Raw genomic sequence first — 20931 nt, forward strand, 5'->3', positions numbered from 1 at the left:
ATGCTGGGACCAACCGCCCATGTGGACACATTCGCCCGGGATAACCTGCCGCCCATCGACCAGTGGCCGGAGTTCCTGCTGGAGGGCTTCGACTATCCAGAATACCTGAATGCGGCGGTCGAGCTGACCGATGCGATGGTGGAGAAGGGCTTTGGCGACCGCACCGCGCTGATCGGTAACGGCCGGTACCGCACCTACAAGGAACTGGCCGACTGGACCAACCGGCTGGCGCATGTGCTGACCGAGGACCTGGGCGTGAAGCCCGGCAACCGGGTGCTCATCCGCTCGGCCAACAACCCGGCGATGGTGGCCTGCTGGCTGGCGGCGACCAAGGCGGGCGCGGTGGTTGTCAACACCATGCCGCTGCTGCGGAAGGGCGAGCTGGCCAAGATCGTCGACAAGGCCGAGGTCTCCCACGCGCTGTGCGACACCCGTCTGAAGGATGAGCTGGTGGCCTGCGCCAAGGAGTCGAAGTTCCTGAAAACGGTTGTCGGGTTTGACGGCACCTCCAACCACGATGCGGAACTGGACCGGCTGGCGCTGGAGAGGCCGGTGACCTATGAGGCGGTGAGAACCGGCCGGGATGACGTAGCGCTGCTGGGCTTCACCTCCGGCACCACAGGGTCGCCCAAGGCAACGATGCATTTCCACCGCGACCTGCTGATCATCGCCGATGGCTATGCCCGCGAAGTGCTGGATGTGCAGCCGGAGGACGTGTTTGTCGGCTCACCGCCCCTGGCCTTCACATTCGGCCTGGGCGGGCTGGCGATCTTCCCCCTGCGGTTCGGCGCGGCGGCGACGCTTCTGGAGAATGCCTCGCCGCCGAACCTGATCGAGATCATCGAGAAATACAAGGCAACGGTCTGCTTTACCGCGCCGACCGCCTACCGGGTGATGCTGCGGGCGATGGAGGAGGGGGCGGATCTGTCCTCGCTGCGGGCGGCGGTTTCGGCGGGCGAAACCTTGCCCGCGCCGGTCTATCAGGAGTGGATGGAGAAAACCGGCAAGCCGATGCTGGACGGGATCGGCGCAACCGAACTGCTGCATATCTTCATCACCAACCGCTTCAGCGACCACCGGCCCGCCTGCACCGGCAAACCGGTGGGCGGCTACCGGGTAAGGGTGCTGGACGCAGACGGCAACGAAGCCCCGCGCGGCGAGGCCGGGCGGCTGGCGGTGAAGGGCCCGACCGGCTGCCGCTATCTGGCGGATGACCGGCAGGCGGCTTACGTGGTGAACGGCTGGAACATCACCGGTGACAGCTTCATCCAGGACGCGGACGGCTATTTGCATTTCGCGGCCCGCAACGACGACATGATCGTCTCTTCCGGCTACAACATCGCCGGCCCTGAGGTGGAGGCGGCGCTCTTGGCGCATGCGGCGGTGGCGGAATGCGCGGTAGTCGGTGCCCCGGACGAGGCCCGCGGGGAGATCGTGCAGGCGCATGTGGTGCTGGCCGCAGGGCTTGTGCCGTCGGAGGATCTGATCAAGCAGTTGCAGGACCACGTGAAGGCGGAGATCGCACCTTACAAATACCCGCGCTCGGTGGTGTTCACTGACGCGCTGCCGAAGACGGAGACGGGCAAGATCCAGCGGTTCCGGCTGAAAGGGTAGTTGTAGAGGATATCTTCAGCAGAACGCCCTTGGCGGGCGCCGTGCCGCCGGGGTGTTCGGTGCGGCGCAAAACGCGTGCTGCCTGTGTGGCGGCAGCGCTTGCGGATCTCACGGATGTTAGTGAACGAGTGTGGAGGCGAGTACCGGAATCGAACCGGTGTACACGGATTTGCAATCCGCTGCGTCACCACTCCGCCAACTCGCCATCCGTGGTGTAAGGCGTGATTAATCACATGCCCGGCGCCGGTGCAAGAGGCGTTTTGTCCTTGCCCCGGCCTAAAATTGTTTTTCTTTCCGGTTGGGTAGAATCCCGCCGGGCCCGAGTTGCGTCAGGGTTCGCGGTCTGAGGCCGCGCTGCGGATGGCCTTGGCGATCAGCCCGGGGACACCCGGCAGCGCGCCGGTGACCGGCAGCACAGGGCCGCCGAACTGCGCTGCCTCCAGCGCTTCGGGAATGTCTTCTTTCACGTGGTCGCCGGCCTGGGCGAAGAACGGCAGGCAGAGGGCGCGGGCGGGCAGGGAAGCCGCCGCGGTTTCAACACGCGGGTCCTGTTCGACGTAGCCGGGGGTGACCGTGCAGCCGGGCAGCATCGGACGCAGTCTGGCGGCAAAGGCTTCTGCGGCCTCGGCTGCCTTAAGTCCGCGGGCAGAGCCGTGGGCGGCCAGCAGCAGGTGGAGGCCGCCTAGATCCCACCCTTGTGCCAGTGCTGCCTGCTGAATCGCCCGGGCCGCCAGCGGCGGCAAGGCGGCATCGAGGCCGAAGGGCGCCGCGATATGGCAGTTGATCCCTTTCAGGCGCTCTGGCAGCACCCTGGCCGTGAAATAGCCTTGGGACATGAAGAACGGGTAGACCACGGCGCCGTCCTCCGTCATTTCCTCCAGCCGCCCAGGCGTTGCGAGCGTGGCGGAGCGCACATCCCACTCCGGCAGGTATGCGGCAACATCCGCTGCGAGTTTTGCCAGGTCCGCTTCGGCGGGCGCGGGCGCGGAGGGCTGTCCGTGGGCGGTGATGACGGCGGTTTTCGGGCTTTGGGTCACAGCGTGCGTCCGGATTGTTGAGGGGCTGCCGGGCAGCGGATTATCCTGTTATTTGGGGGTCTTGGGGGGCGTTCCGCAAGGGCTGCAGATAATTTTCCGGCCGCCCCCGGAGAAAGCAATTCAAGGTGGTTGACCTTCCCCGGCGCTTCACCTAAATCAGCAGATGTCCTGAGCGGGTATGGTGAAATGGTATCATAAGAGCCTTCCAAGCTTAAGGTGCGGGTTCGATTCCCGCTACCCGCTCCAGACCTTCCCCGCACCGCCTGCCGAAGCGCCGCGCTGATCCGCTGATACAGTGTGACGCGGGCTGGCGCCATTCTCATACGCAGTTTGAAACTGCTCTGCGCTTGACGCGCGGGGCCTGCGGGGCCATGAACCTTGGCAAATGCGCGGGTTTTCGGCCCGCAAGACCAAAAGTGCAGAAGGATCCGGAATGGCGCGGAGACAAGCGGCCCCGAACGCGGAACAGGAGCGGGAAAAGTCCCGCAAGATTGGTGTGCTCTCGGCGCTGTGGCCGTTTATGCGCCCTTACCGGGGGCTGATGTTTGCAGCCACCTGCGCGCTGGTGCTGACGGCGGCGCTGTCGCTGACGCTGCCCTTGGCGGTGCGCCGGGTGGTGGACAACTTCCGGGTCTCCGATTCCGAGCTGCTGAACCTCTATTTCGGTGCTGCGCTGGGGATTGCAGCGCTGCTGGCTGTTGGCACCGGGGTGCGGTATGCGCTGGTGACGCGGCTGGGCGAGCGCGTGGTGGCGGATATCCGCAAGGCGGTGTTTGATCGGGTGATCGGCATGAGCCCGGAATTCTATGAGCGTATCATGACCGGCGAGGTGCTGAGCCGGATCACCACCGACACCACGCTGATCCAGTCGGTGCTGGGCTCGTCGGTGTCGATTGCGCTGCGCAACCTGCTGATTTTCCTGGGCGGCATGGTGCTGATGCTGCTGACCTCCGCGAAGCTCACGATGATGGTGCTGCTGATCGTGCCTGCGGTGATCGTGCCGATCCTGTTCCTGGGCCGCCGGCTGCGCGCGATCAGCAAGGAGAACCAGGATTGGATCGCCGCGTCCTCCGGCAACGCGGGGGAGGCGTTGGGGGCGGTGCAGACGGTCCAGGCCTTTACCCATGAAAGCGCCAGCCGCCTGAAGTTCGGTGAGATGACCGAGACCGCCTATGACGTCTCGCGCCGCCGGATCCGGACCCGGGCTTATCTGACGGTGATCGTGATCTTCCTGGTGTTCTCAGGCATTGTCGGCGTGCTGTGGATGGGGGCCAACGATGTGCGCGCCGGCGTGATGTCCGAGGGCACGCTGATCCAGTTTGTGATCTACGCGGTGCTGGTGGCGGGCTCCGTCGCCGCGCTGTCGGAAATCTGGAGCGAACTGCAGCGCGCTGCCGGTGCGACTGAGCGGCTGGTGGAGCTGCTGAACGCCCAGGATACCGTGCTGGACCCGGCAGCGGCGCAAGTGCTGCCCGCGCCTGTTAAGGGCGAGATCGCGTTCGAGAATGTCTCCTTCCGCTATCCGTCACGCCCGGACGTCTCGGCGCTGGAGGAGGTGTCGCTGGCTGTGAAGCCGGGCGAGACGGTCGCCTTTGTCGGTCCGTCCGGCGCTGGCAAGACCACCATCATCCAGCTGCTGCAGCGCTTTTATGACCCCAATCTGGGCGCGGTGAAGCTGGACGGCATTGCGCTGAAGCACCTGCAGCGGGACGAGTTCCGCCGCCATATCGCACTGGTGCCGCAGGATCCGGTGATCTTTGCCGCCTCGGCCCGCGAGAACATCCGGTTTGGCCGCCCCGATGCGTCCGATGCGGAAGTGGAAGCTGCCGCCAAAGCTGCTGCGGCGCATGAGTTCATTTCCAAGCTGCCGGACGGCTACGACAGCTTTGTCGGCGAGCGCGGGGTGATGCTGTCGGGCGGGCAGAAGCAGCGGATCGCCATTGCCCGTGCGATCCTGCGCGACGCGCCGGTGCTGCTGCTGGACGAGGCGACCTCGGCGCTGGATGCGGAAAGCGAACGGCTGGTGCAGGCCGCGGTGGATGAGCTGAGCCAGGGCCGCACCACGCTGATTGTGGCGCACCGTCTGGCCACCGTGAAAAAGGCTGACCGCATCGTTGTGATGGACCAGGGGCGCATCGTCGCCACCGGCAGCCATGATGAGCTGGTGGCGCAGGGCGGTCTTTATGCGCGCCTTGCCAAGCTGCAGTTCACCGAAGGTTTGGCCGCGGAGTAACCGCACGCATTCGCATGATTCCAGGCGCCCCGGACCCTGTCCGGGGCGTTTTTTGCAGCAAAAGGTCAATTCTTGGTGGAATTGGCGTCACGTCATGCCGCAACCTGCCTTGACGTGACCCCGTGCCGGAGCTTGCGCAAATGCGTGTTTGCAATAGTCTGAGGCGAACGAGAACACACCCCGAAACACCGGGGGCACGGGGAGGAGACGAATGGGTTTTTGCGGGATTACGGACCGTAACGCGCTGCAGAACGAAATGCCGTATGAGGCGCGGGATCTGCCAGCCACGCTGTATGGGCTGCTGTCGCGCACGGCGGATAAATTTCCGGACAGCAATGCGGTCAGCTATCAGATCTTCTCTGGCCCTGCGGACAAGGCGGAAACGCTGACCTGGCGCACGCTGAAGGAGCAGGTGAGCCAGGCGGCCAACATGTTCCGCGCGCTGGGGATCGGCGAGAAGGACGTGGTCGCCTATGTGCTGCCCAACTGCAACGAGACGCTGGTGACCATGCTGGGCGGCGCGGTGGCGGGGATCGTGAACCCGATCAACCCGCTGCTGGAGCCGGAGCAGATCGCCTCGATCCTGCGCGAGACCAAGGCCAAGGTGGTGGTGACCCTGCGGCCTTTCCCCAAGACCGACGTGGCGCAGAAAGTGGCCGAGGCGGTGCGCCATGCGCCCGGAGTGAACACGGTGCTGGAGGTGGACCTGAACCGCTACTTGACGCCGCCCAAGTCCTGGATCGTGCCGCTGGTGCGGCCCAAGTTGGATAACCAGGCCAAGGCTGCCCACGCCGACTACATGAGCTTTGCCAAGGAAATGGCGAAGCATCCCAAGACGCTGAGCTTTGCTGACAGCGCCGGCGACCGGGTGGCCTGCTATTTCCACACCGGCGGCACCACGGGCATGCCCAAGGTGGCGCAGCACAAATACTCGGGCCTGGTCTACAACGGCTGGCTGGGCAGCACCCTGCTGTTCACCGAGGAAGACAACATCATCTGCCCGCTGCCGCTGTTCCATGTCTTTGCGGTGCATGTGATCATGATGGCGGCGGTGGCCTCTGGCGCGCATGTGGTGTTCCCGACCCCGCAGGGCTACCGCGGCGAGGGGGTTTTCGACAATTTCTGGAAGCTGATCGAGCGCTGGAAGATCACCTTTGTCATCACCGTGCCCACCGCGGTGTCGGCGCTGATGCAGCGGCCGGTGGATGCCGATATCTCGACCGTCAAGACGGCGTTTTCCGGCTCCGCCCCGATGCCGATGGAGCTGTTCAAGCGTTTCGAAAACGCCTCTGGTGTGACCATTGTCGAGGGCTACGGCCTGACTGAGGCCACCTGTCTGGTGTCCTGCAACCCGCCCGGCGGCGAGAAGAAGGTCGGCTCTGTCGGCATTCCGTTCCCGTATACGGACGTTCGGATCGTCAAGCAGACCAACGGCGGCCCGCTGGAATGCGGTGTGGACGAGGTGGGCGAGATCTGCGTGTCCAATCCCGGGGTTTTTGCCGGCAACACCTATACCGAGGCCGAAAAGAACGTGGATCTCTACTATCAGGAAAAATTCCTGCGCACCGGCGATCTGGGCCGTATCGACGAGGATGGCTACCTGTGGATCACCGGCCGCGCCAAGGACCTGATCATCCGCGGCGGCCACAACATCGACCCGGCGGAAATCGAAGAGGCGCTGCTGGGGCATGAGGCCGTGGCCTTTGCCGGGGCCATCGGCCAGCCGGACGCCCATTCCGGTGAATTGCCCTGCGCCTTTGTCGAGCTGGTGGACGGGGCCTCTGTCAGCGAGCAGGAGCTGCTGGAATACTGCAAGATCCACGTGCACGAACGCGCAGCGATCCCCAAGCATCTGACGGTGCTGGATGAGCTGCCGAAAACTGCGGTGGGCAAGGTGTTCAAGCCGGATCTGCGCAAGCTGGCGATCACCCGTGTCTACAATGGCGCACTGGAAAAGGCCGGGGTGGCTGCGCGGGTTGTCAGCGTGATTGATGACAAGAAGCGCGGGCTGGTGGCGCAGGTCGCCGCCAACGGCAGCCAGGATGCGGATATCAACGGCGTTCTGAACAGCTTCACCCGGCCCTGGGAGCCGGCCGCGGCAGCGTGACCTCCGCCATCAGATGCAACAGCAAAAGGCGCCCTGCGGGGCGCTTTTTCATTCAGGCATTCCATTTGCGGGAATCTCTGCCTAGGCTCGGGAAAACGAGGCGCGCAGGGAGGCTCGCAGATGGACTACGAACGGCTGATCGACGAGGAGACCTGGGATTTCATCCAGAAGACCGGCGAGCTCTATCCCGATGACGCCGTGGAAATGTCCATAGACGAGCAGCGCCGCATTTACGACTGCATGGCCCGGGAGTTCCGGGCGCCGCGTCCGGACTTCGTCACCATCAAGGACACCCGGGCCGGCGGCGTGCCAGTGCGCATCTATTCCGCGGGCGATCCCACCCGCACGGTGCTGTTCTGCCACGGCGGCGGTTTTGTGGTCGGCGGCCTCGACAGCCACGACGATATCTGCGCCGAGATCTGTGCGCAGACTGGTTACAGGGTGGTGGCGGTGGATTACCGTCTGGCACCGGAGCACAAGCATCCCGCCGGGTTCGAAGACGCCTGGACCGTGCTGACCTGGGCGGAAAAGACCTATGGCAAGGGGATTGTGCTGGCGGGCGACAGCGCCGGGGCAAACATCTGTGCTGCGGTGGCGCACCACGCCCGGGGCCGGACCGATGCGTTGCTGGGTCAGGTGCTGATCTATGGCGTCTTTGGCGGTGATATGGACCAGGGGTCCTATATCGAACACGCCCAGGCACCGATGCTGACCCGCGAGGACGTGCGTTACTATATGGATATTCGCGCGGATGGCGGGGCGCCGAAGGATGATCCGCGGTTCGCGCCGCTGGCAGACAGCGACTTTTCGGGGCTGCCGCCTACGGTGCTGGTGACGGCGGATTGCGACCCGGTCCGCGATGACTCGCGTGACTACCGCGACCGCATCGCCGCTGCCGGCGGCAAAGCGCATTGGATCAACGAGCCGGGGCTGATCCATGGCTATCTGCGCGCCCGCCACAGCGTCAGCCGCGCCCGTGACAGTTTCGAGAGGATCTCGATCGCGATCGAGGCGCTGGGGCAGGGAATCTGGGCTTATGACGACTAGTCCCGCCTAACCGGCAAAATCCCGGCACTGTTCCTCATACAGCGAAGTATCGAGCCAGCCGCCGCTGATGAACCGCCAGTCCGGGCCGGAGGTGGTGACGTAGGTCCAGCTGCCAACCGGGATATGGGAGAACTTGATGTAGTCGCCGGGATTGATCTGCCCGACCAGAGGGGCGTCCGGCCGGTGTCCGGCCCGCAGGCCCATCACGGGGCCCAGCCAGCCCAGGCAGGCGCCTTCAAACTCGTCATGCACCGGCAGGTCCCACAGCTGATAACGCAGGTACAGGTCGTCCAGGTTCAGATAGGTCTGCCGGTTGTTCACCCGGCAGCCGATGCGTGCCTCCATCTGTTTGACCTGTGCCACTGTCCGCGCGTCCTGCGGCGGCAGGGAGACGGACTTGCCGATGCAGCCTGTGTTGTCAAAGACGGCCTGGCCCAGCGGCGAGCCGAAGCAATAGCCGGCCCGGTCGATCAGCGCGTTTCTGGTGAACCACAGATCGTGGCAGGTATCGCGGGCCAGAGCCGGGCCGGCTAGCAGGCAGAGGGCGGTAACAAGGGATTTCACGGGCAATCCTTTCTGGCAATTGGAAACGGCGGCTGAGGGGCAGTCTAGCACACAGCCGCCGCAACCGCGTTACTTCAGGAACGGTTCAGCCTTCATGGTTTCCGCGATGGGCGCGCCCAGCCGCTGGAGGATGGCCGGGGCCAATTGGCGCTGGTCGATGACATCGCTGTGGTCGGGGCCGTCGGCATCGCCAAAATAGTAGAGCGCAGTTTCCTGCTGCAGCGGGCTGCGGCCGCCGTGGTGGCCGCGCTCGTCCTGGCCGTGGTCGGCAGTGACGATCACCTCATAGCCCAGATCGCGCCAGCGGGTGATGAAAGGGGCCAGCATCTCATCCATCACAAAGCAGGCGTGGTCCATTTCCTGGCAGTCGTGGAAATAGCGGTGGCCCATGCTGTCCAGTGTGCAGGTGTGCAGCATGCCGTAATCCAGGCCGAACCGCAGGCACAGGTTGGTCAGGGTGCCGAACAGATCGACATCCGACGGGGTCATCTGGTTGTCCTTGCCGTAGCCGGTCATGGTGTGGAACCGGCCGTGGTTGATTGTCTTGCTTTCGGGCTCGTCATATTCGATGTCGCGCACGTAGTCGAACGGATGCCGGTTGAAGAAAGAGGACCAGTAGCTGTGCGCCACGGCTCCTGTTACGCCGCCCGCCTCGCGCACCTGGCTGAACACGTCCTTTTCTTTCAGCCGGAACACGTTGGCGTTGCCGGTGCAGCCGTGGATGGCGGGGGCCACGCCAGTGTGGATCGAGGCATAGCAGCTGGCAGAGATCGACGGCAGCACGCTGCGCAGCTTCCAGACGCGGGCATCGCCGCTGTCCACCCAGCCTTCCAGGTTTCCGAACAGGCGCCGGAAGTTGCGCCAGGGCACGCCGTCCAGAATGATAAGCAGAAGTTTGTTGTCCATGGCCCGAATCCCTCTTGCCTTGCAATGGCTTCGGTGCCCCATTTTGATGTCAGTTTCTTGAAGCGCCATTCAAAAAGCGAATGGATGGTCTGAAAGCGGCAAATTCTGGTGAGCGGGCAGGGCCGCCGCGGTTCAGAAAGCGGTAGCCATCAGGTAGCCGCCGGCAAGCATCAGCAGGATACCGGTGGCCGGAACGACCGGCCTGGCGCGTGCCAGGTGCTTCTCGGCAAGCACATAGAGGGCAATACCGGCGATCCAGTACAGGTTCATAATACCGCCCGCAAACAGCAGCAGCATCAGCGCCCAGCAGCAGCCCAGGCAATACGCGCCGTGATGGGCGCCCATCAGCACAGCACCAGCCAAGCCTGTGCGGTTATGCGCGGTCAAAAAATGAACCGGCATACGGCAGTGAGAGAGGCAGGCGTGCTTGCAGGGGGTAAACTGATAGGCGCCCGCCGCCAGCAGCAACGCACCCGCAAGGGCACGGCTGCTGAGCGACATCATCGGGCCATCCGACAGCCCAACTGTTTCCAACCCCCACTGCAAGGCGGTGGCTGCGGCTGAAAAGGCGCCCCAGGCCAGCAGGTAGCCGCACAGGAACAAGAGGCTGAGCAGCGGCGCCTGTGCAGGACGCGCGCCCGCTTTCTTGATGGCGGTGAACAGCAGCAGGACGGGGGCGGCGCTGGGTGTCATCATGGCAATCATCATGATCCACCACATCAGGAAGACCAGACCGGCGTAGCCTGCGGTCCACGGAGCGCCGGTTCCCATTTGCATCGGCTCGCCGACCGGGCCGGCCATCCTGGTCATCTCGGCCGCAGTCATGTCCATGCCGGTGCCGAGCACGGTGTAGAGTGCGCTCAGCACGACAACCATGGTTGCGGCGCCCAGCACGACCGCCTGGTCGTGGCGGGCCAGCCGTTCCACCGGCCCTGTGTCTTGCTGGACCTGCGGCATGACCGCCTCAGGCCGCGCGCTCTACGCCTTTGCCGGTCAGGTGCAGCTCGGCGATATGGGCGTGGGTTCCGCTGTTCTTTTCCAGGCTGATCGCTGCATTGCGGGTCTGGGTGGAGCCGCACGCCATGGTGGCCTCGGAAAATTCAAAGCCTTTGGGCAGCGCAATGCTGACGAAATGCGGGTCACCGGAAACAATGTTCGGGATCGGCTGCACCTTGGTCTCTGCATAGCCGCCCACCTTGGCCTGGCCGGTGCCGCTCTCAGCGTCATAATCCAGCGAAATTGCTGCGCTCAGCGTCTCGTGCTTGGTCGGGCTCATCAGACTGAACACAGAGAACATCGTGGCGAACTCATCTGTGTCTTCGCCTGTCATGATCGCTTCCAGTGCTGCGCGTTGTTCGGCTGTTGCGCGTTCGTCGATAATCATCTGCATCTGGCCGCCGCCCTCATGCACGGGGCCTGGCCATTTATAGATCACTGCGGCGAACAGGCCGTCCAGCTGGACATTGCCGTAATGCCCCTTGTCGATGCGGTACGTCAGCAAAGCCTCGCAGGTGCCGTCCGTGGGCAGCTGGGAAAACTGGCAGGGGCATCCCGGGTTGCAGTTGCAGTTTCCGATTTCCTGTCCGTGAATAGCCCAATCCGTCATGGCATCCCCTCCTGTTCTGCCTGAAACGCAAAACTGCCCGGAGTATTCGGGTTAGACCTGCATGAAAACAGCCGCACGCGGTGATCGTATTATTGCTTGCGGCTGATGTCGCCGCACTCTCCCTGCACCGTTAAATTATCACAAAATCATGTATGTATAAAAAGAAAAAGCCCCCGCCCGCATTGGGGCGGGGGCTTTGCATCTTGTGGTGGACTCAGTTGCCGGCGCTTTCCATCTTGCGGTGGGCGATCACCTCTTCCAGCCAGCCGAGCTTCATCTCTGGAACGGAGCTCAGCAGGAGGTCGGTGTAATCGTCGAACGGCGGGCTCAGCACTTTGGACTTGCCGCCGTAGCGCTGCACCTTGCCCTGGTACATCACCGCGATGTTGTCGGAGATGGCGCGCACGGTCGCCAGGTCGTGGGTGATGAACAGATACGCCACGTCCTCGATCTTCTGCAGGTCCAGGAGCAGCTTCAGGATGCCGTCCGCCACCAGCGGGTCCAGCGCCGAGGTGACCTCGTCGCAGATGATCATCTTGGGCTTGGCCGCCAGCGAGCGGGCGATGCATACGCGCTGCTTCTGGCCGCCCGACAGCTCCGCCGGGTAGCGGTCCATGAACTTCTCGCCCAGCTCGATCTCATCCAGCAGTTCGATGATCCGCTTCTTCTTCTCCGCGCCGCGCATGCCAAAGTAGAACTCCAGCGGGCGCCCGATGATGGTGCCGACGGTCTGGCGCGGGTTCATCGCCACGTCCGCCATCTGATAGATCATCTGCAGCTCGCGCAGGTCCTCGCGGCTGCGGCCCTTGAGATCGGGCGATAGCGTGCGGCCGGCAAACTCGATCTCGCCCTCGCGCGGCGGCAACAGGCCGGTGATCACGCGGGCGAGGGTGGATTTGCCGGAACCGGATTCGCCCACCACCGCCAGCGTCTGGCCGGGGTACAGGTCGACGTTCACATTGTGCAGCACGTCGAAGCTGGTGCCCTTGTAGCGGGCGGTGATGTTGCGCACGCTCAGCACCGGCTCCTCGGTGGGAGCCTTTTCCTCATGCTCGATGGAGCGGACCGAGACCAGCGCTTGGGTATACTCCTCCTGCGGGTTGTTGATGATCTGGTCGACAGGGCCGTATTCAACCGTGTTGCCCATCTTCAGCACCATGATGTCGTCGCTTACCTGCGCCACAACCGCCAGGTCGTGGGTGATGTAGAGCGCGGCAACGCCGGTATCCCGGATCGCTTCCTTGATCGCCATCAGCACGTCGATCTGGGTGGTCACGTCGAGGGCGGTGGTCGGCTCGTCGAACACCACCAGATCCGGCTCAGGACACAGCGCCAGCGCGGTCATGCAGCGCTGCAGCTGGCCGCCAGACACCTGGTGCGGGTAGCGCTCGCCGATGTTGTCCGGATCCGGCAGGCCCAGCTTGGCGAACAGGGCGCGGGCACGGGCTTCGGCCTGCTTGCGGGAGAACTTCTTCTGCTCGACCGCGGCCTCGACCACCTGGTCCATGATCTTCTTGGCAGGGTTGAAGGAGGCCGCCGCGGATTGCGAGACATAGGTGACCTCGCCGCCGCGCAGCTTGCGGATGTCGCCAAGCTTGGACTTCAGGATGTCGCGGCCGTTGACCCAGACCTCGCCGCCGGTGATCTTCACGCCGCCGCGGCCATAGGCCATGGAGGCGAGGCCAATGGTCGATTTGCCGGCACCGGATTCACCGATCAGCCCCAACACCTTTCCGGGCGCGAGGTCAAAGCTGACCCCGTGCACGATTTCGATGTCGCGGGGGCGTTCCCCCGGCGGATAGACGGTTGCGCCGATTTTCAGGTCGCGGACTTTCAACAGGGTATCGCTCATCCGCGGCCTCCTTTCAGCGATGTGGTCCGGTTCAGCACCCAGTCAGCCACCAGGTTGACCGAGATCGCCAGGGTGGCGATGGCAAAGGCAGGGATCAGGGCCGCAGGAATGCCATAGACAATCCCGTCCTTGTTTTCCTTCACGATGCCGCCCCAGTCGGCCGCCGGCGGCTGAACGCCAAGGCCCAGGAAGGACAGGGTGGAGACAAACAGAACCGCAAAGATGAACCGCAAGCCCATTTCGGCGACCAGCGGCGACAGCGCGTTCGGCAGGATCTCGCGGAAGATGATCCAGGAGGTCTTCTCGCCGCGAAGCCGCGCGGCTTCGACGTAGTCCATGACCTCGATATCGACCGCAACCGCGCGCGCCAGCCGGTAGACCCGGGTCGAGTCCAGCAGGCCCATCACGACGATCAGAATCGGAATGGTCACCGGCATGACCGACAGCACCACCAGGGCGAAGATCAGCGTCGGGATCGACATGATCAGGTCGACAAAGCGCGACATTGCCTGGTCCAGCCAGCCGCCGGCCTCGGCGGCGATAAAGCCCAGGATGGATCCGGTGGTGAAGGACAGCAGGGTTGCTGCAGTGGCGATGAAGATCGTGGTCTGGCCGCCATAGATCATCCGGGTCAGCAGGTCCCGTCCGATGTTGTCAGTGCCCAGCAGGAACTCCGAGCTGGCGGGTTCCCAGACGTCGCCGACCACTTCGCCAACCCCATAGGGGGCCAGCAGCGGCGCGAAAATCGCGCCGAGAAAGTACAAGGCCGTAAAGAACAGCCCGATGAGTGCGGAAATGGGGATATTCTTCATTTCGGATGCCTCAGGCGCGGGTTGCTCAGGATGGCGACGATATCAGCGATCATGTTGAGGCCGATATAGACGGCCGCAAAGATCAGTCCGCAGGCCTGCACAACAGGCACATCGCGCTTGGACACGTGGTCCACCAGATACTGGCCCATGCCGGGATAGACAAAGACCACCTCGATCACCACGACGCCCACCACCAGATAGGCGAGGTTCAGCATCACCACGTTGACGATGGGGGCAATGGCGTTCGGGAAGGCATGCCGGTAGATCACCTGAAAGGCGTTGAGGCCCTTCAGCTCGGCGGTTTCGATGTAGGCCGATTGCATCACGTTCAGGATCGCCGCGCGGGTCATCCGCATCATGTGCGCCAGCACCACCAGGGTCAGCACGGCAATCGGCAGAGCGATGGCGTTGAGCTTTTCAAACAGGCTCATGTTGTCGTTGACCATCGCCACAGAGGGGAACCAGCGCAGCTGCACCGCAATGACGTACATCAGCACGTAGCCGATCAGGAATTCGGGAATGGAGATCGAGGCGAGGGTGACGCCGGAGATCAGCTTGTCGGGCCAGCGGTCCTTGAAGCGGACAGCAAGCAGGCCAAGGAAAATGGCCAGGGGCACAGCAACGACGGCTGCCCAGAAGGCCAGGAACAGGGTATTCCAGAAACGGCTGGCGAGGGCCTCGGAAATATCCTGGCCGCTGGTGAGCGCGGTGCCCAGGTCGCCTTGGATGGCGCCGAACAGCCAGGCGAAATAGCGCTGCACAGGCGGATCGTTGACCCCAAGCTCAGCCCGCAGGTTGGCAAGTGCTTCCGGAGTCGCCGACTGGCCCAGAATCGATTGGGCAACATCGCCGGGCAGCACCATCGTGCCCGCGAAAATCACCATCGAGATAAGCAAAAGGAGGAGGAGGCTCAGCGCAATGCGCTGAACCAAAAGTTTCAATACCGGGGACATTTAGGCTTTGACCCACAGTTTGCTGGCGGCGTAGCCGTTCATCAGAACCTGGCCCGGGATGCCTTCGACAAAGCCGTCGACCTTGTCGGTGGTCGCTTCGACGAAGTCGTTGAACATCGGGCAGATCAGGCCGCCTTCGTCGCGCAGGATCATCGACATGTCAGCATACATCTGCGTCCGCTTTGCAACGTCCAGCTCGCCGCGTGCGGCAACCAGCATCTGGTCGAACTGCTCGTTGTTGAAGCGGGTGTCGTTCCAGTCCGCGGTGGACAGATAGGCTGTGGTGAACATCTGGTCCTGAGTCGGACGGCCGCCCCAGTAGCTGGTGCAGAACGGTTTGTTGTTCCAGACTTCCGACCAGTAGCCATCGTTCGGCTCGCGCTTGACGTCCAGCTTGATGCCCGCGCTGTTGAGCGACTGCTGGAACAGGGCGGAGGCATCCGGCGCGCCGGGGAAGGAGTTGTCCGAAGTGCGCAGCAGGATGGCGCCGTCGTGGCCAGCCTTCTTCATGTGGTGCATCGCCTTGTCCGGGTCGAACTGGCGCTGTTCCAGCTCGGTGTACATCGGATAGGAGGCGTTGATCGGGGTGTCGTTGCCCACGGTGCCATAGCCGTTCAGGATCTTGTCGACCATTTCCTGGCGGTTGATGCCGTACTTCAGAGCCATCCGCACGTCGTTGTTGTCAAACGGCGCGGTGTTGCAGTGCATGATGAACACATAGTGGCCGGCCGCAGAGGTCGAGTGCACGGTGATGTTCGGCGCGCGGTCCACCAGTTTCGCGGTGCGCGGCGGCACCCGGTCGATCACATCCACCTGGCCGGACTGCAGCGCTGCGACGCGGGCGGTGTCGTCGTTGATGACGATGATCTCCACGGTGTCCGCATTGCCCAGATCGCCCCAGTAGTTCGGGTTCTTCTCGGCCACGAAGCGCACGCCCATGTCGGAGGATTTCATGATGTAGGGGCCGGTGCCGATGGCCGCTGCCGGATCGTCATTGCCGCCGTTCGGCTGGATGATCAGGTGGTAGTCGGCCAGCAGATAAGGCAAGTCGGCGTTCGGGCTGTCCAGTTCGAAGACAACGCTGTCGCCGTCCGCGCGCACGTCCTTGATGCCGCGCATGATGCCCAGGGCGCCGGACTTGGTGTCCTCGCCGCTGTGGCGCTCCATGGTCTTGACCACGTCCTCGGCGGTCACGTTCTGGCCGTTCGAGTAGGTCACGCCGGGGCGCAGCTTGAAGGTCCAGGTCTTGGCGTCAGCCGAGGCTTCATAGCTTTCGGCCAGCTTGCCTTCGATGCCGCCGTCCTCGGCCAGCTCGACCAGGGTTTCACCCCACAGGCGGGTGACCATCAGGCCGACGGTGTTGGTGACCAGAGCAGGATCAAGGCTGTCGGTGGTGGAGCCGCCCTGCAGGCCAAGGCGGATGGTGCCGCCTTTCTGCGGGCCAGCCGCCTTGGCGGCGCTGGACAGCAGCAGGTTGGCGGATACAGCGGTAAAGCCCAGTGCTGCGGCCTTGCCCAGGAAGTCGCGGCGCGACAGCTTGCCTGCCACAGCCTGGCTGGCCAGGTACTGCATGTGTCTGTTCATAGGTCTCTCCCGATTGGTTGCGGTGCCGTAAGCACCCGTTTTTTGATTGGTGGTTCAAGATTTGCGCATTTGCTGCCACCTCGCAAGCGTTATTCGTGAAACGCTTGGTAAGGCCGCGCACACGCCGGCAAGGGCTGCTGAAGGGAAGTCGCCTTTTTCAAGTAAGGTGCCGTTTTTCGCTGCCATGCCGGGTGTAAATCAAAAAAACATCTGGAATGCGACAAGAAATTTTTGTGCGCAGGAATGACGGTTTTTTTATGATTTGGCCGGTTCGAGGTGCAATGCTGGCGGTAACAGGGATAGAATCGATGCTTTCTGGCCTGAAAACGTCGTCGCTGCCGCCGGCAGGGCCGGCTGACAGCGCGTTTCCGGCGGGTGGGGCCGCTGGGGCCACTGGGGCGCGATGGCCGGATCAGGCCTGTTCCGTATCCATCCAGATGGTCACCGGGCCGTCGTTCAGCAGCCGCACTTTCATGTCGGCGCCAAAGCGCCCCTTGGCTGTTTCCAAACCGAGCCGCGACAGCTGGCCCGCAAAATAGTCATACAGCCGCTCGCCCTCTGCCGGGGATGCGGCTGCCGAAAACCCGGGCCGGTTGCCGCGGCGGGTGTCTGCGGCCAGGGTGAACTGGCTGACCACCAGGGCGCTGCCGCCGGTGTCCAGCACCGAGAGGTTCATCTTGCCGCCCTCATCCTTGAAGATCCTGAGCTTGGAGATCTTGGCGGCCAGCTGATCCGCCTGGGCTTCGCTGTCGCCCTGCATGGCACAGACCAGGATCAGCAGTCCGGGGCCGATTTCGCCAAGGGTTTCGCCATCCACCGTGACCGAGGCCTCGCTGACCCGCTGAATCAATGCCCGCATCTGTGTTTGTCCTTGTCCTGCCTCAGCCGCGCCAGTCCGCAAATTCCTCCAGCGCCGCCCGGCTGGTGCGGAAGCTGTTGGCCGGGTGGTCTCCGTCGCCGTAACCAAAGGAGATGGCGCAGAGGATGATCCGGTCGTCCGGTATGTCCAGCAGTTCATGCAGCAGCGGTGCAAAGGAGGCAACCGCCGCCTGCGGGATACTGGCAACCCCGGCGGCTTGGGCCGCCAGCGTGAAGGCCGCAACAAAGCCGCCGCAATCCATCGTGCCGTAGGATCCCAGCTCCGCCGGAGAGGACAGGATCGCGCAATGGGGTGCGCCGAACAGCCGGTAATTTTCCATCATCTGCCGGGCCGAGCCCGCACGGTCGCCTTTCTGCACGCCGACAGCCTCATACAGCGCCCAGCCGCAGTCGCGGCGGCGCTGCTGATACTCATCCGAGTAGCCATCGGGAAAGGGCAGGTCCGGGCTGTGCCCGCCGTCCTCGGCCGCCTTCAGAAGGGCGGCCCGCACGCGCTCCGCTTCAGCGCCGCTGCAGATCGTCACCTTCCAGGGCTGCGCATTGCACCATGAGGGCACCTTTTGCGCGGTCCGCAGGATGTCATCTATCACCGCGCGCGGCACCGGCTCCGGGCGGAAGGCCCGGCAGCTGTGGCGCGCGGCAAACAGTTTGTTCAGGCGTTGCAGTTCGGGTGTCACGTCAGGTCCCTCCGGGCGGCTGAGGGCCAGACTGGCGTCAGAATTTCCTTTGCGCAAGCGCCCCGCTTGCGCCGGATCAAGGCAGTGCCGCAGCGTCAGGGATACAATGGGCCGAAACAGGAAAGGAGGTTGAACTATGGTGGAAAAAACCGAACACGGCGGTTTCTGGCCGTCGCTCTATGACCCGTTCCGCAGCTTCGGAACCCGTCTCACCGATTGGCTCAATCCCGCAACTGAGGCCTCTTCGGGCAAAGAGGCTTATGACATTGCGATGGAGCTTCCGGGCGTCGCTCTTGGAGATGTCGAGCTGACCGTGGACAACGGCGTGCTGACGATCCGCGGCGAAAAGAAAACCCAGTCCGAGAAGACAGGCGACACATGGTACTTCAGCGAGCGCCAGTATGGTGCCTTCCGCCGTTCCTTCCGCCTGCCGGAGGATGCCGACGGGCAGGCGGCCTCTGCCAGGATGGAGGACGGCGTTCTGCATATCTCGGTGCCGAAGAAAGCGCTGGAGCAGCCTGAGACCGCCCGCAAGATCGAGATCAGTAAGGGCTGACAAGGGGTCGGCTGCGGTTCCGGCAGAATACCGGGGAAAGGAACCGGCCGCATCAGGAAGGGGGAGGCAGCTCCCCCTTCCGCTGTTTGCAGCGCTACTGCTGGCTGGCCAGCAGGGCGATGCCCGCGGCAACGGCCAGCGCCAGAACGACCGCAATGGCAATCTTCCAGGCCGAATAGGGCCGCTCGCCCTGCACCCGGCCCGATTGCCCGTTCACCACAAAACGGTAGGTCTTGCCGCGGTACTTGTAGGCCGCCAGCCAGACCGGCAGCAGGATGTGCTTGAAGGTCACATCGGACATCCGCGTGTCGATGCTGCTGATGCGCTGCCGGTCGCCGCCGATGTCGAAGCGCACGTCGCGCTCGATAACGCGCTCCATCTTCTGTCCCGCCTCGGCAAAGCCTGCCTCCAGGTCCACCGCATAGGCCTCGGCCCGGAAGCCCGCCAGATACTGCGGCTGATAGGGTTCAAGCTGCGACAGGTCCCAGGGCTCCAGCGCCTCGGTATAGCGTTTCGGCAGGCTTTTGGAGGCCAGCACCAGCACATCGTCAAAGAACCGCTGCACCCGGCCGGAAGCGGGCCGCCAGCGCACCTTGGCCACCTGCCGGGTCTGCATCTTGCCGTCGCGCCGGAAGGTTTCGGTCACGTAATAGACCGTGCCGCGCTGACCGGTATAGGAACTGCGGGTCTGGGCGTCATAGGTCCAGTAAGGCACATAGATCCCTTGCATCCGCCGCCCCTTGCGGGCGTATTCCTTCAGGCCGCTTGGTGCGAACCACAACTGGCCGAGCCAATCGGTCATTGCCTTGTGCGCCGCGCGCTCCTCCACGGCAAACGGCAGCACCCCCTTGGGCTTGATATGCCTGTTCTCGCCGGTGCCGGTCACGACCGGGGTGGCGCAGAACGGGCATTCCTTGGCGTGGGTGTCAGGGTCGAACTCGACCTGGGCCGCGCAGTTCGGGCAGACAGAGACGCGCGTGACTTCGATTTCCGCCTCCGGCAGCTGCTCGGCCACGGCAGCGCGGAAGTCCAGCTCCCGCAGGGCGGAGCCCTCCCACGGCCCGCTGCGCACGTCTTCGCGGTGGCCGCAGTGATCGCAGATCAGCGCCCCCGCGTTCGGGTCGAAACGGTAATCGGCGCCGCAATTGGGGCAGGGGAAGCGGTGGCTGTCCTCCTGGGCAGAGGGCGCGCTGGCGGCTGGCGGCGGCGGGGGCATCGTCACGGGGCGGGGAACCTGCGGTGGGAAATCAACGGAAGGAATGAGGGCGGCGGCATCGCGGTCCGGGCACCGCCGCAGCCAAGGCTCAGCCGGCAGGCGGGGCCGGAGGGGGCGGGGGCGGGGGCGGCAGGATCGTGAACAGCTGCGCCAGTTCCATCACATCGCCCGCCCGTTTCCAGCCATCCTGGCCTGGCGTCCAGACATGGGTGTCCCGCGTCAGGCTGCCGTCCTGCGCCATCCGCCCCATCCGCGCTTTGGAAAAGGGCCCGGAGGTTTGCCCCTCCGCCGCGATATGCCAGACATGCTCCACCGGCGGCGGGGGCGGCGCCACGGGCGCAGGCGCTTGCGGCGCAGCGGGTTCGGGCCGCGCACCCCATGGCCCGGACGGCTGACCCGCTGCCTGAGAAGCCGCGCCTCCCTGCAGGGCCTGGCCCATCTGCTGCGCCATCGCCATTCCCATGCCCATCCCCATGCCGGCACCCATGCCGCTGTTCGGCGTTTTGGCCGCGGCGGTCATCGCTTCGGCCGCAGAAAACTGGGTATAGCGGCCAAGGTCGCCCAGCACGCCCATCTGCGTGCGCTTGTCCATCGCTTCCTCTACCGCGGGCGGCAGCGAGATGTTTTCGATATAAAGCTCCGGCATCATCAGGCCGTAGTCCGCCAAAGTGCCGGAGATCTCTGCCGCCACCAGCTTGCCCAGGTCTGCCGTGTTGGCGGCCATGTCCAGCACCGGAATGCCGGAGCCTGCGATGACGCGGGAGAACTCCTGCACGATGATATTGCGGATCTGATAGGAGATCTCGTCCATCGTGAACTCGCCATCGGTGCCGACGATCTCGCTCAGGAAGCGGGCGGGGTCGGCGACCTTGATCGTATAGGTGCCATAGGCGCGCAGCCGCACCGGGCCGAATTCCGGATCGCGGCAGATGATCGGGTTCTTGGTGCCCCACTTCAGATCGCTGAAGCGGGTGGTGTCGACAAAGTAGATCTCCGACTTGAACGGCGATTGGAAGCCATGGTCCCAATGCTGCAGCGTCGTCAGCACCGGCATGTTGTTGGTCTCCAGCAGATAGAGACCCGGGGTGAACACATCCGCCAGCTGCCCCTCATGCACGAACACTGCTGCCTGGCCCTCGCGCACCGTCAGCTTGGCGCCGTATTTGATGGCATGGCCCTCGCGCTCGAACCGCCAGACCATGGTGTCACGAGTGTCATCCACCCAGTGAATGACATCAATGAATTCGCCCTTGAGAAAATCGAAAATACCCATGTTTCAGGTCCTCTT

19 protein-coding genes and 2 tRNA genes are annotated in these 20931 nt (G+C 63.9%); 7 read left to right on the forward strand and 14 right to left on the reverse strand.

The features are described 5' to 3' along the window. Complete coding sequence (locus ACTRWG_RS15460; RefSeq protein ID WP_462829555.1) at positions 1 to 1614, forward strand: AMP-binding protein; 1614 nt, start codon at positions 1 to 3, stop codon at positions 1612 to 1614. Positions 1615 to 1745: 131 nt separating this feature from the next. Here the strand turns inward: ACTRWG_RS15460 and ACTRWG_RS15465 are convergent. Both ACTRWG_RS15465 and ACTRWG_RS15470 read right to left on the reverse strand, forming a co-directional pair. Continuing rightward, positions 1746 to 1819 (reverse strand) — tRNA-Cys (locus ACTRWG_RS15465). Between the two features lie 124 nt (positions 1820 to 1943). Further along, the gene (locus ACTRWG_RS15470; RefSeq protein WP_462829557.1) at positions 1944 to 2651 is read right to left on the reverse strand and encodes a CbiX/SirB N-terminal domain-containing protein; all 708 of its coding nucleotides are present in this window, start codon (positions 2649 to 2651) and stop codon (positions 1944 to 1946) included. 172 nt (positions 2652 to 2823) lie between these two features. Here ACTRWG_RS15470 and ACTRWG_RS15475 point away from each other — a divergent pair. From ACTRWG_RS15475 to ACTRWG_RS15490, 4 genes are all read left to right on the forward strand, one after another. Next, positions 2824 to 2897 (forward strand) — tRNA-Gly (locus ACTRWG_RS15475). 187 nt (positions 2898 to 3084) lie between these two features. Next, complete coding sequence (locus tag ACTRWG_RS15480) at positions 3085 to 4884, forward strand: ABC transporter transmembrane domain-containing protein (protein WP_260003501.1); 1800 nt, start codon at positions 3085 to 3087, stop codon at positions 4882 to 4884. Positions 4885 to 5095: 211 nt separating this feature from the next. Continuing rightward, positions 5096 to 6991, forward strand: coding sequence for an acyl-CoA synthetase (locus ACTRWG_RS15485; protein WP_027238225.1), 1896 nt, complete (start codon positions 5096 to 5098; stop codon positions 6989 to 6991). A gap of 120 nt (positions 6992 to 7111) precedes the next feature. After that, positions 7112 to 8038 (forward strand): alpha/beta hydrolase, encoded by a 927-nt coding sequence (locus tag ACTRWG_RS15490; protein WP_027238224.1) that lies wholly within the window; start codon positions 7112 to 7114, stop codon positions 8036 to 8038. Between the two features lie 6 nt (positions 8039 to 8044). Here the strand turns inward: ACTRWG_RS15490 and ACTRWG_RS15495 are convergent, their stop codons facing one another. The 8 genes from ACTRWG_RS15495 to ACTRWG_RS15530 all read right to left on the reverse strand — a co-directional run bounded on the left by ACTRWG_RS15495 (position 8045) and on the right by ACTRWG_RS15530 (position 16315). Then, complete coding sequence (locus ACTRWG_RS15495; protein WP_027238223.1) at positions 8045 to 8602, reverse strand: DUF4453 domain-containing protein; 558 nt, start codon at positions 8600 to 8602, stop codon at positions 8045 to 8047. Positions 8603 to 8671: 69 nt separating this feature from the next. Beyond that, positions 8672 to 9508 (reverse strand): alkaline phosphatase family protein, encoded by an 837-nt coding sequence (locus ACTRWG_RS15500; protein ID WP_027238222.1) that lies wholly within the window; start codon positions 9506 to 9508, stop codon positions 8672 to 8674. 132 nt (positions 9509 to 9640) lie between these two features. Next, positions 9641 to 10384 carry a DUF2182 domain-containing protein gene (locus ACTRWG_RS15505; RefSeq protein ID WP_462829558.1) on the reverse strand — a complete coding sequence of 248 codons (744 nt, stop codon included), beginning with the start codon at positions 10382 to 10384 and terminating at the stop codon, positions 9641 to 9643. An 88-nt stretch (positions 10385 to 10472) separates the two neighbouring features. After that, entirely contained in the window at positions 10473 to 11114 is a 642-nt protein-coding gene (locus tag ACTRWG_RS15510) for a DUF1326 domain-containing protein (protein ID WP_027238220.1), read from the reverse strand. Positions 11115 to 11328: 214 nt separating this feature from the next. After that, positions 11329 to 12966: an ABC transporter ATP-binding protein gene (locus ACTRWG_RS15515; protein ID WP_027238219.1), complete on the reverse strand. Its 1638-nt coding sequence runs from the start codon at positions 12964 to 12966 to the stop codon at positions 11329 to 11331. Next, positions 12963 to 13778, reverse strand: a complete 816-nt coding sequence (locus ACTRWG_RS15520; protein WP_027238218.1) for an ABC transporter permease — start codon at positions 13776 to 13778, stop codon at positions 12963 to 12965. The genes ACTRWG_RS15515 and ACTRWG_RS15520 overlap by 4 nt, the downstream gene beginning before the upstream one ends. Beyond that, on the reverse strand, positions 13775 to 14731 hold the full coding sequence (locus ACTRWG_RS15525) for an ABC transporter permease (protein WP_027238217.1): 957 nt from the start codon (positions 14729 to 14731) through the stop codon (positions 13775 to 13777). Before ACTRWG_RS15525 ends, ACTRWG_RS15520 begins: the two co-directional genes overlap by 4 nt. Beyond that, on the reverse strand, positions 14732 to 16315 hold the full coding sequence (locus tag ACTRWG_RS15530) for an ABC transporter substrate-binding protein (protein ID WP_027238216.1): 1584 nt from the start codon (positions 16313 to 16315) through the stop codon (positions 14732 to 14734). It lies immediately after the preceding gene. 46 nt (positions 16316 to 16361) lie between these two features. Here ACTRWG_RS15530 and ACTRWG_RS15535 point away from each other — a divergent pair, with 46 nt between their 5' ends. After that, the gene (locus tag ACTRWG_RS15535) at positions 16362 to 16562 is read left to right on the forward strand and encodes a hypothetical protein (RefSeq protein ID WP_260003513.1); all 201 of its coding nucleotides are present in this window, start codon (positions 16362 to 16364) and stop codon (positions 16560 to 16562) included. Positions 16563 to 16727: 165 nt separating this feature from the next. Here the strand turns inward: ACTRWG_RS15535 and dtd are convergent, their stop codons facing one another. Together dtd and ACTRWG_RS15545 are read right to left on the reverse strand one after the other, a co-directional pair. Beyond that, on the reverse strand, positions 16728 to 17174 hold the full coding sequence (dtd, locus tag ACTRWG_RS15540) for a D-aminoacyl-tRNA deacylase (RefSeq protein ID WP_027238215.1): 447 nt from the start codon (positions 17172 to 17174) through the stop codon (positions 16728 to 16730). A 22-nt stretch (positions 17175 to 17196) separates the two neighbouring features. Continuing rightward, complete coding sequence (locus ACTRWG_RS15545) at positions 17197 to 17871, reverse strand: nitroreductase (RefSeq protein ID WP_462829559.1); 675 nt, start codon at positions 17869 to 17871, stop codon at positions 17197 to 17199. Between the two features lie 136 nt (positions 17872 to 18007). Between ACTRWG_RS15545 and ACTRWG_RS15550 the strand changes: the two genes are divergently transcribed. Next, positions 18008 to 18427 (forward strand): Hsp20/alpha crystallin family protein, encoded by a 420-nt coding sequence (locus ACTRWG_RS15550; RefSeq protein WP_462829560.1) that lies wholly within the window; start codon positions 18008 to 18010, stop codon positions 18425 to 18427. Positions 18428 to 18521: 94 nt separating this feature from the next. Here ACTRWG_RS15550 and ACTRWG_RS15555 read toward each other — a convergent pair whose 3' ends face one another. Together ACTRWG_RS15555 and ACTRWG_RS15560 are read right to left on the reverse strand one after the other, a co-directional pair. Then, entirely contained in the window at positions 18522 to 19643 is a 1122-nt protein-coding gene (locus ACTRWG_RS15555) for a TFIIB-type zinc ribbon-containing protein (protein ID WP_027238212.1), read from the reverse strand. A gap of 88 nt (positions 19644 to 19731) precedes the next feature. After that, positions 19732 to 20916, reverse strand: a complete 1185-nt coding sequence (locus ACTRWG_RS15560; protein ID WP_027238211.1) for an SPFH domain-containing protein — start codon at positions 20914 to 20916, stop codon at positions 19732 to 19734. Between the last annotated feature and the right edge of the window lie 15 nt (positions 20917 to 20931).

This window comes from Leisingera sp. G5_S3_59_S7 (genome assembly GCF_054968485.1).

Excerpts from the sequence above, each read along its gene's own strand:
- ACTRWG_RS15505 (WP_462829558.1), bottom strand. The coding sequence starts at position 10,384 with ATGGTTGTCGTGCTGAGCGCACTCTACACCGTGCTCGGCACCGGCATG.
- ACTRWG_RS15515 (WP_027238219.1), bottom strand. The coding sequence starts at position 12,966 with ATGAGCGATACCCTGTTGAAAGTCCGCGACCTGAAAATCGGCGCAACC.
- ACTRWG_RS15550 (WP_462829560.1), top strand. The coding sequence starts at position 18,008 with ATGGTGGAAAAAACCGAACACGGCGGTTTCTGGCCGTCGCTCTATGAC.
- dtd (WP_027238215.1), bottom strand. The coding sequence starts at position 17,174 with ATGCGGGCATTGATTCAGCGGGTCAGCGAGGCCTCGGTCACGGTGGAT.
- ACTRWG_RS15530 (WP_027238216.1), bottom strand. The coding sequence starts at position 16,315 with ATGAACAGACACATGCAGTACCTGGCCAGCCAGGCTGTGGCAGGCAAG.
- ACTRWG_RS15555 (WP_027238212.1), bottom strand. The coding sequence starts at position 19,643 with ATGCCCCCGCCGCCGCCAGCCGCCAGCGCGCCCTCTGCCCAGGAGGAC.
- ACTRWG_RS15520 (WP_027238218.1), bottom strand. The coding sequence starts at position 13,778 with ATGAAGAATATCCCCATTTCCGCACTCATCGGGCTGTTCTTTACGGCC.
- ACTRWG_RS15485 (WP_027238225.1), top strand. The coding sequence starts at position 5,096 with ATGGGTTTTTGCGGGATTACGGACCGTAACGCGCTGCAGAACGAAATG.
- ACTRWG_RS15490 (WP_027238224.1), top strand. The coding sequence starts at position 7,112 with ATGGACTACGAACGGCTGATCGACGAGGAGACCTGGGATTTCATCCAG.
- ACTRWG_RS15460 (WP_462829555.1), top strand. The coding sequence starts at position 1 with ATGCTGGGACCAACCGCCCATGTGGACACATTCGCCCGGGATAACCTG.
- ACTRWG_RS15510 (WP_027238220.1), bottom strand. The coding sequence starts at position 11,114 with ATGACGGATTGGGCTATTCACGGACAGGAAATCGGAAACTGCAACTGC.
- ACTRWG_RS15500 (WP_027238222.1), bottom strand. The coding sequence starts at position 9,508 with ATGGACAACAAACTTCTGCTTATCATTCTGGACGGCGTGCCCTGGCGC.
- ACTRWG_RS15480 (WP_260003501.1), top strand. The coding sequence starts at position 3,085 with ATGGCGCGGAGACAAGCGGCCCCGAACGCGGAACAGGAGCGGGAAAAG.
- ACTRWG_RS15560 (WP_027238211.1), bottom strand. The coding sequence starts at position 20,916 with ATGGGTATTTTCGATTTTCTCAAGGGCGAATTCATTGATGTCATTCAC.
- ACTRWG_RS15525 (WP_027238217.1), bottom strand. The coding sequence starts at position 14,731 with ATGTCCCCGGTATTGAAACTTTTGGTTCAGCGCATTGCGCTGAGCCTC.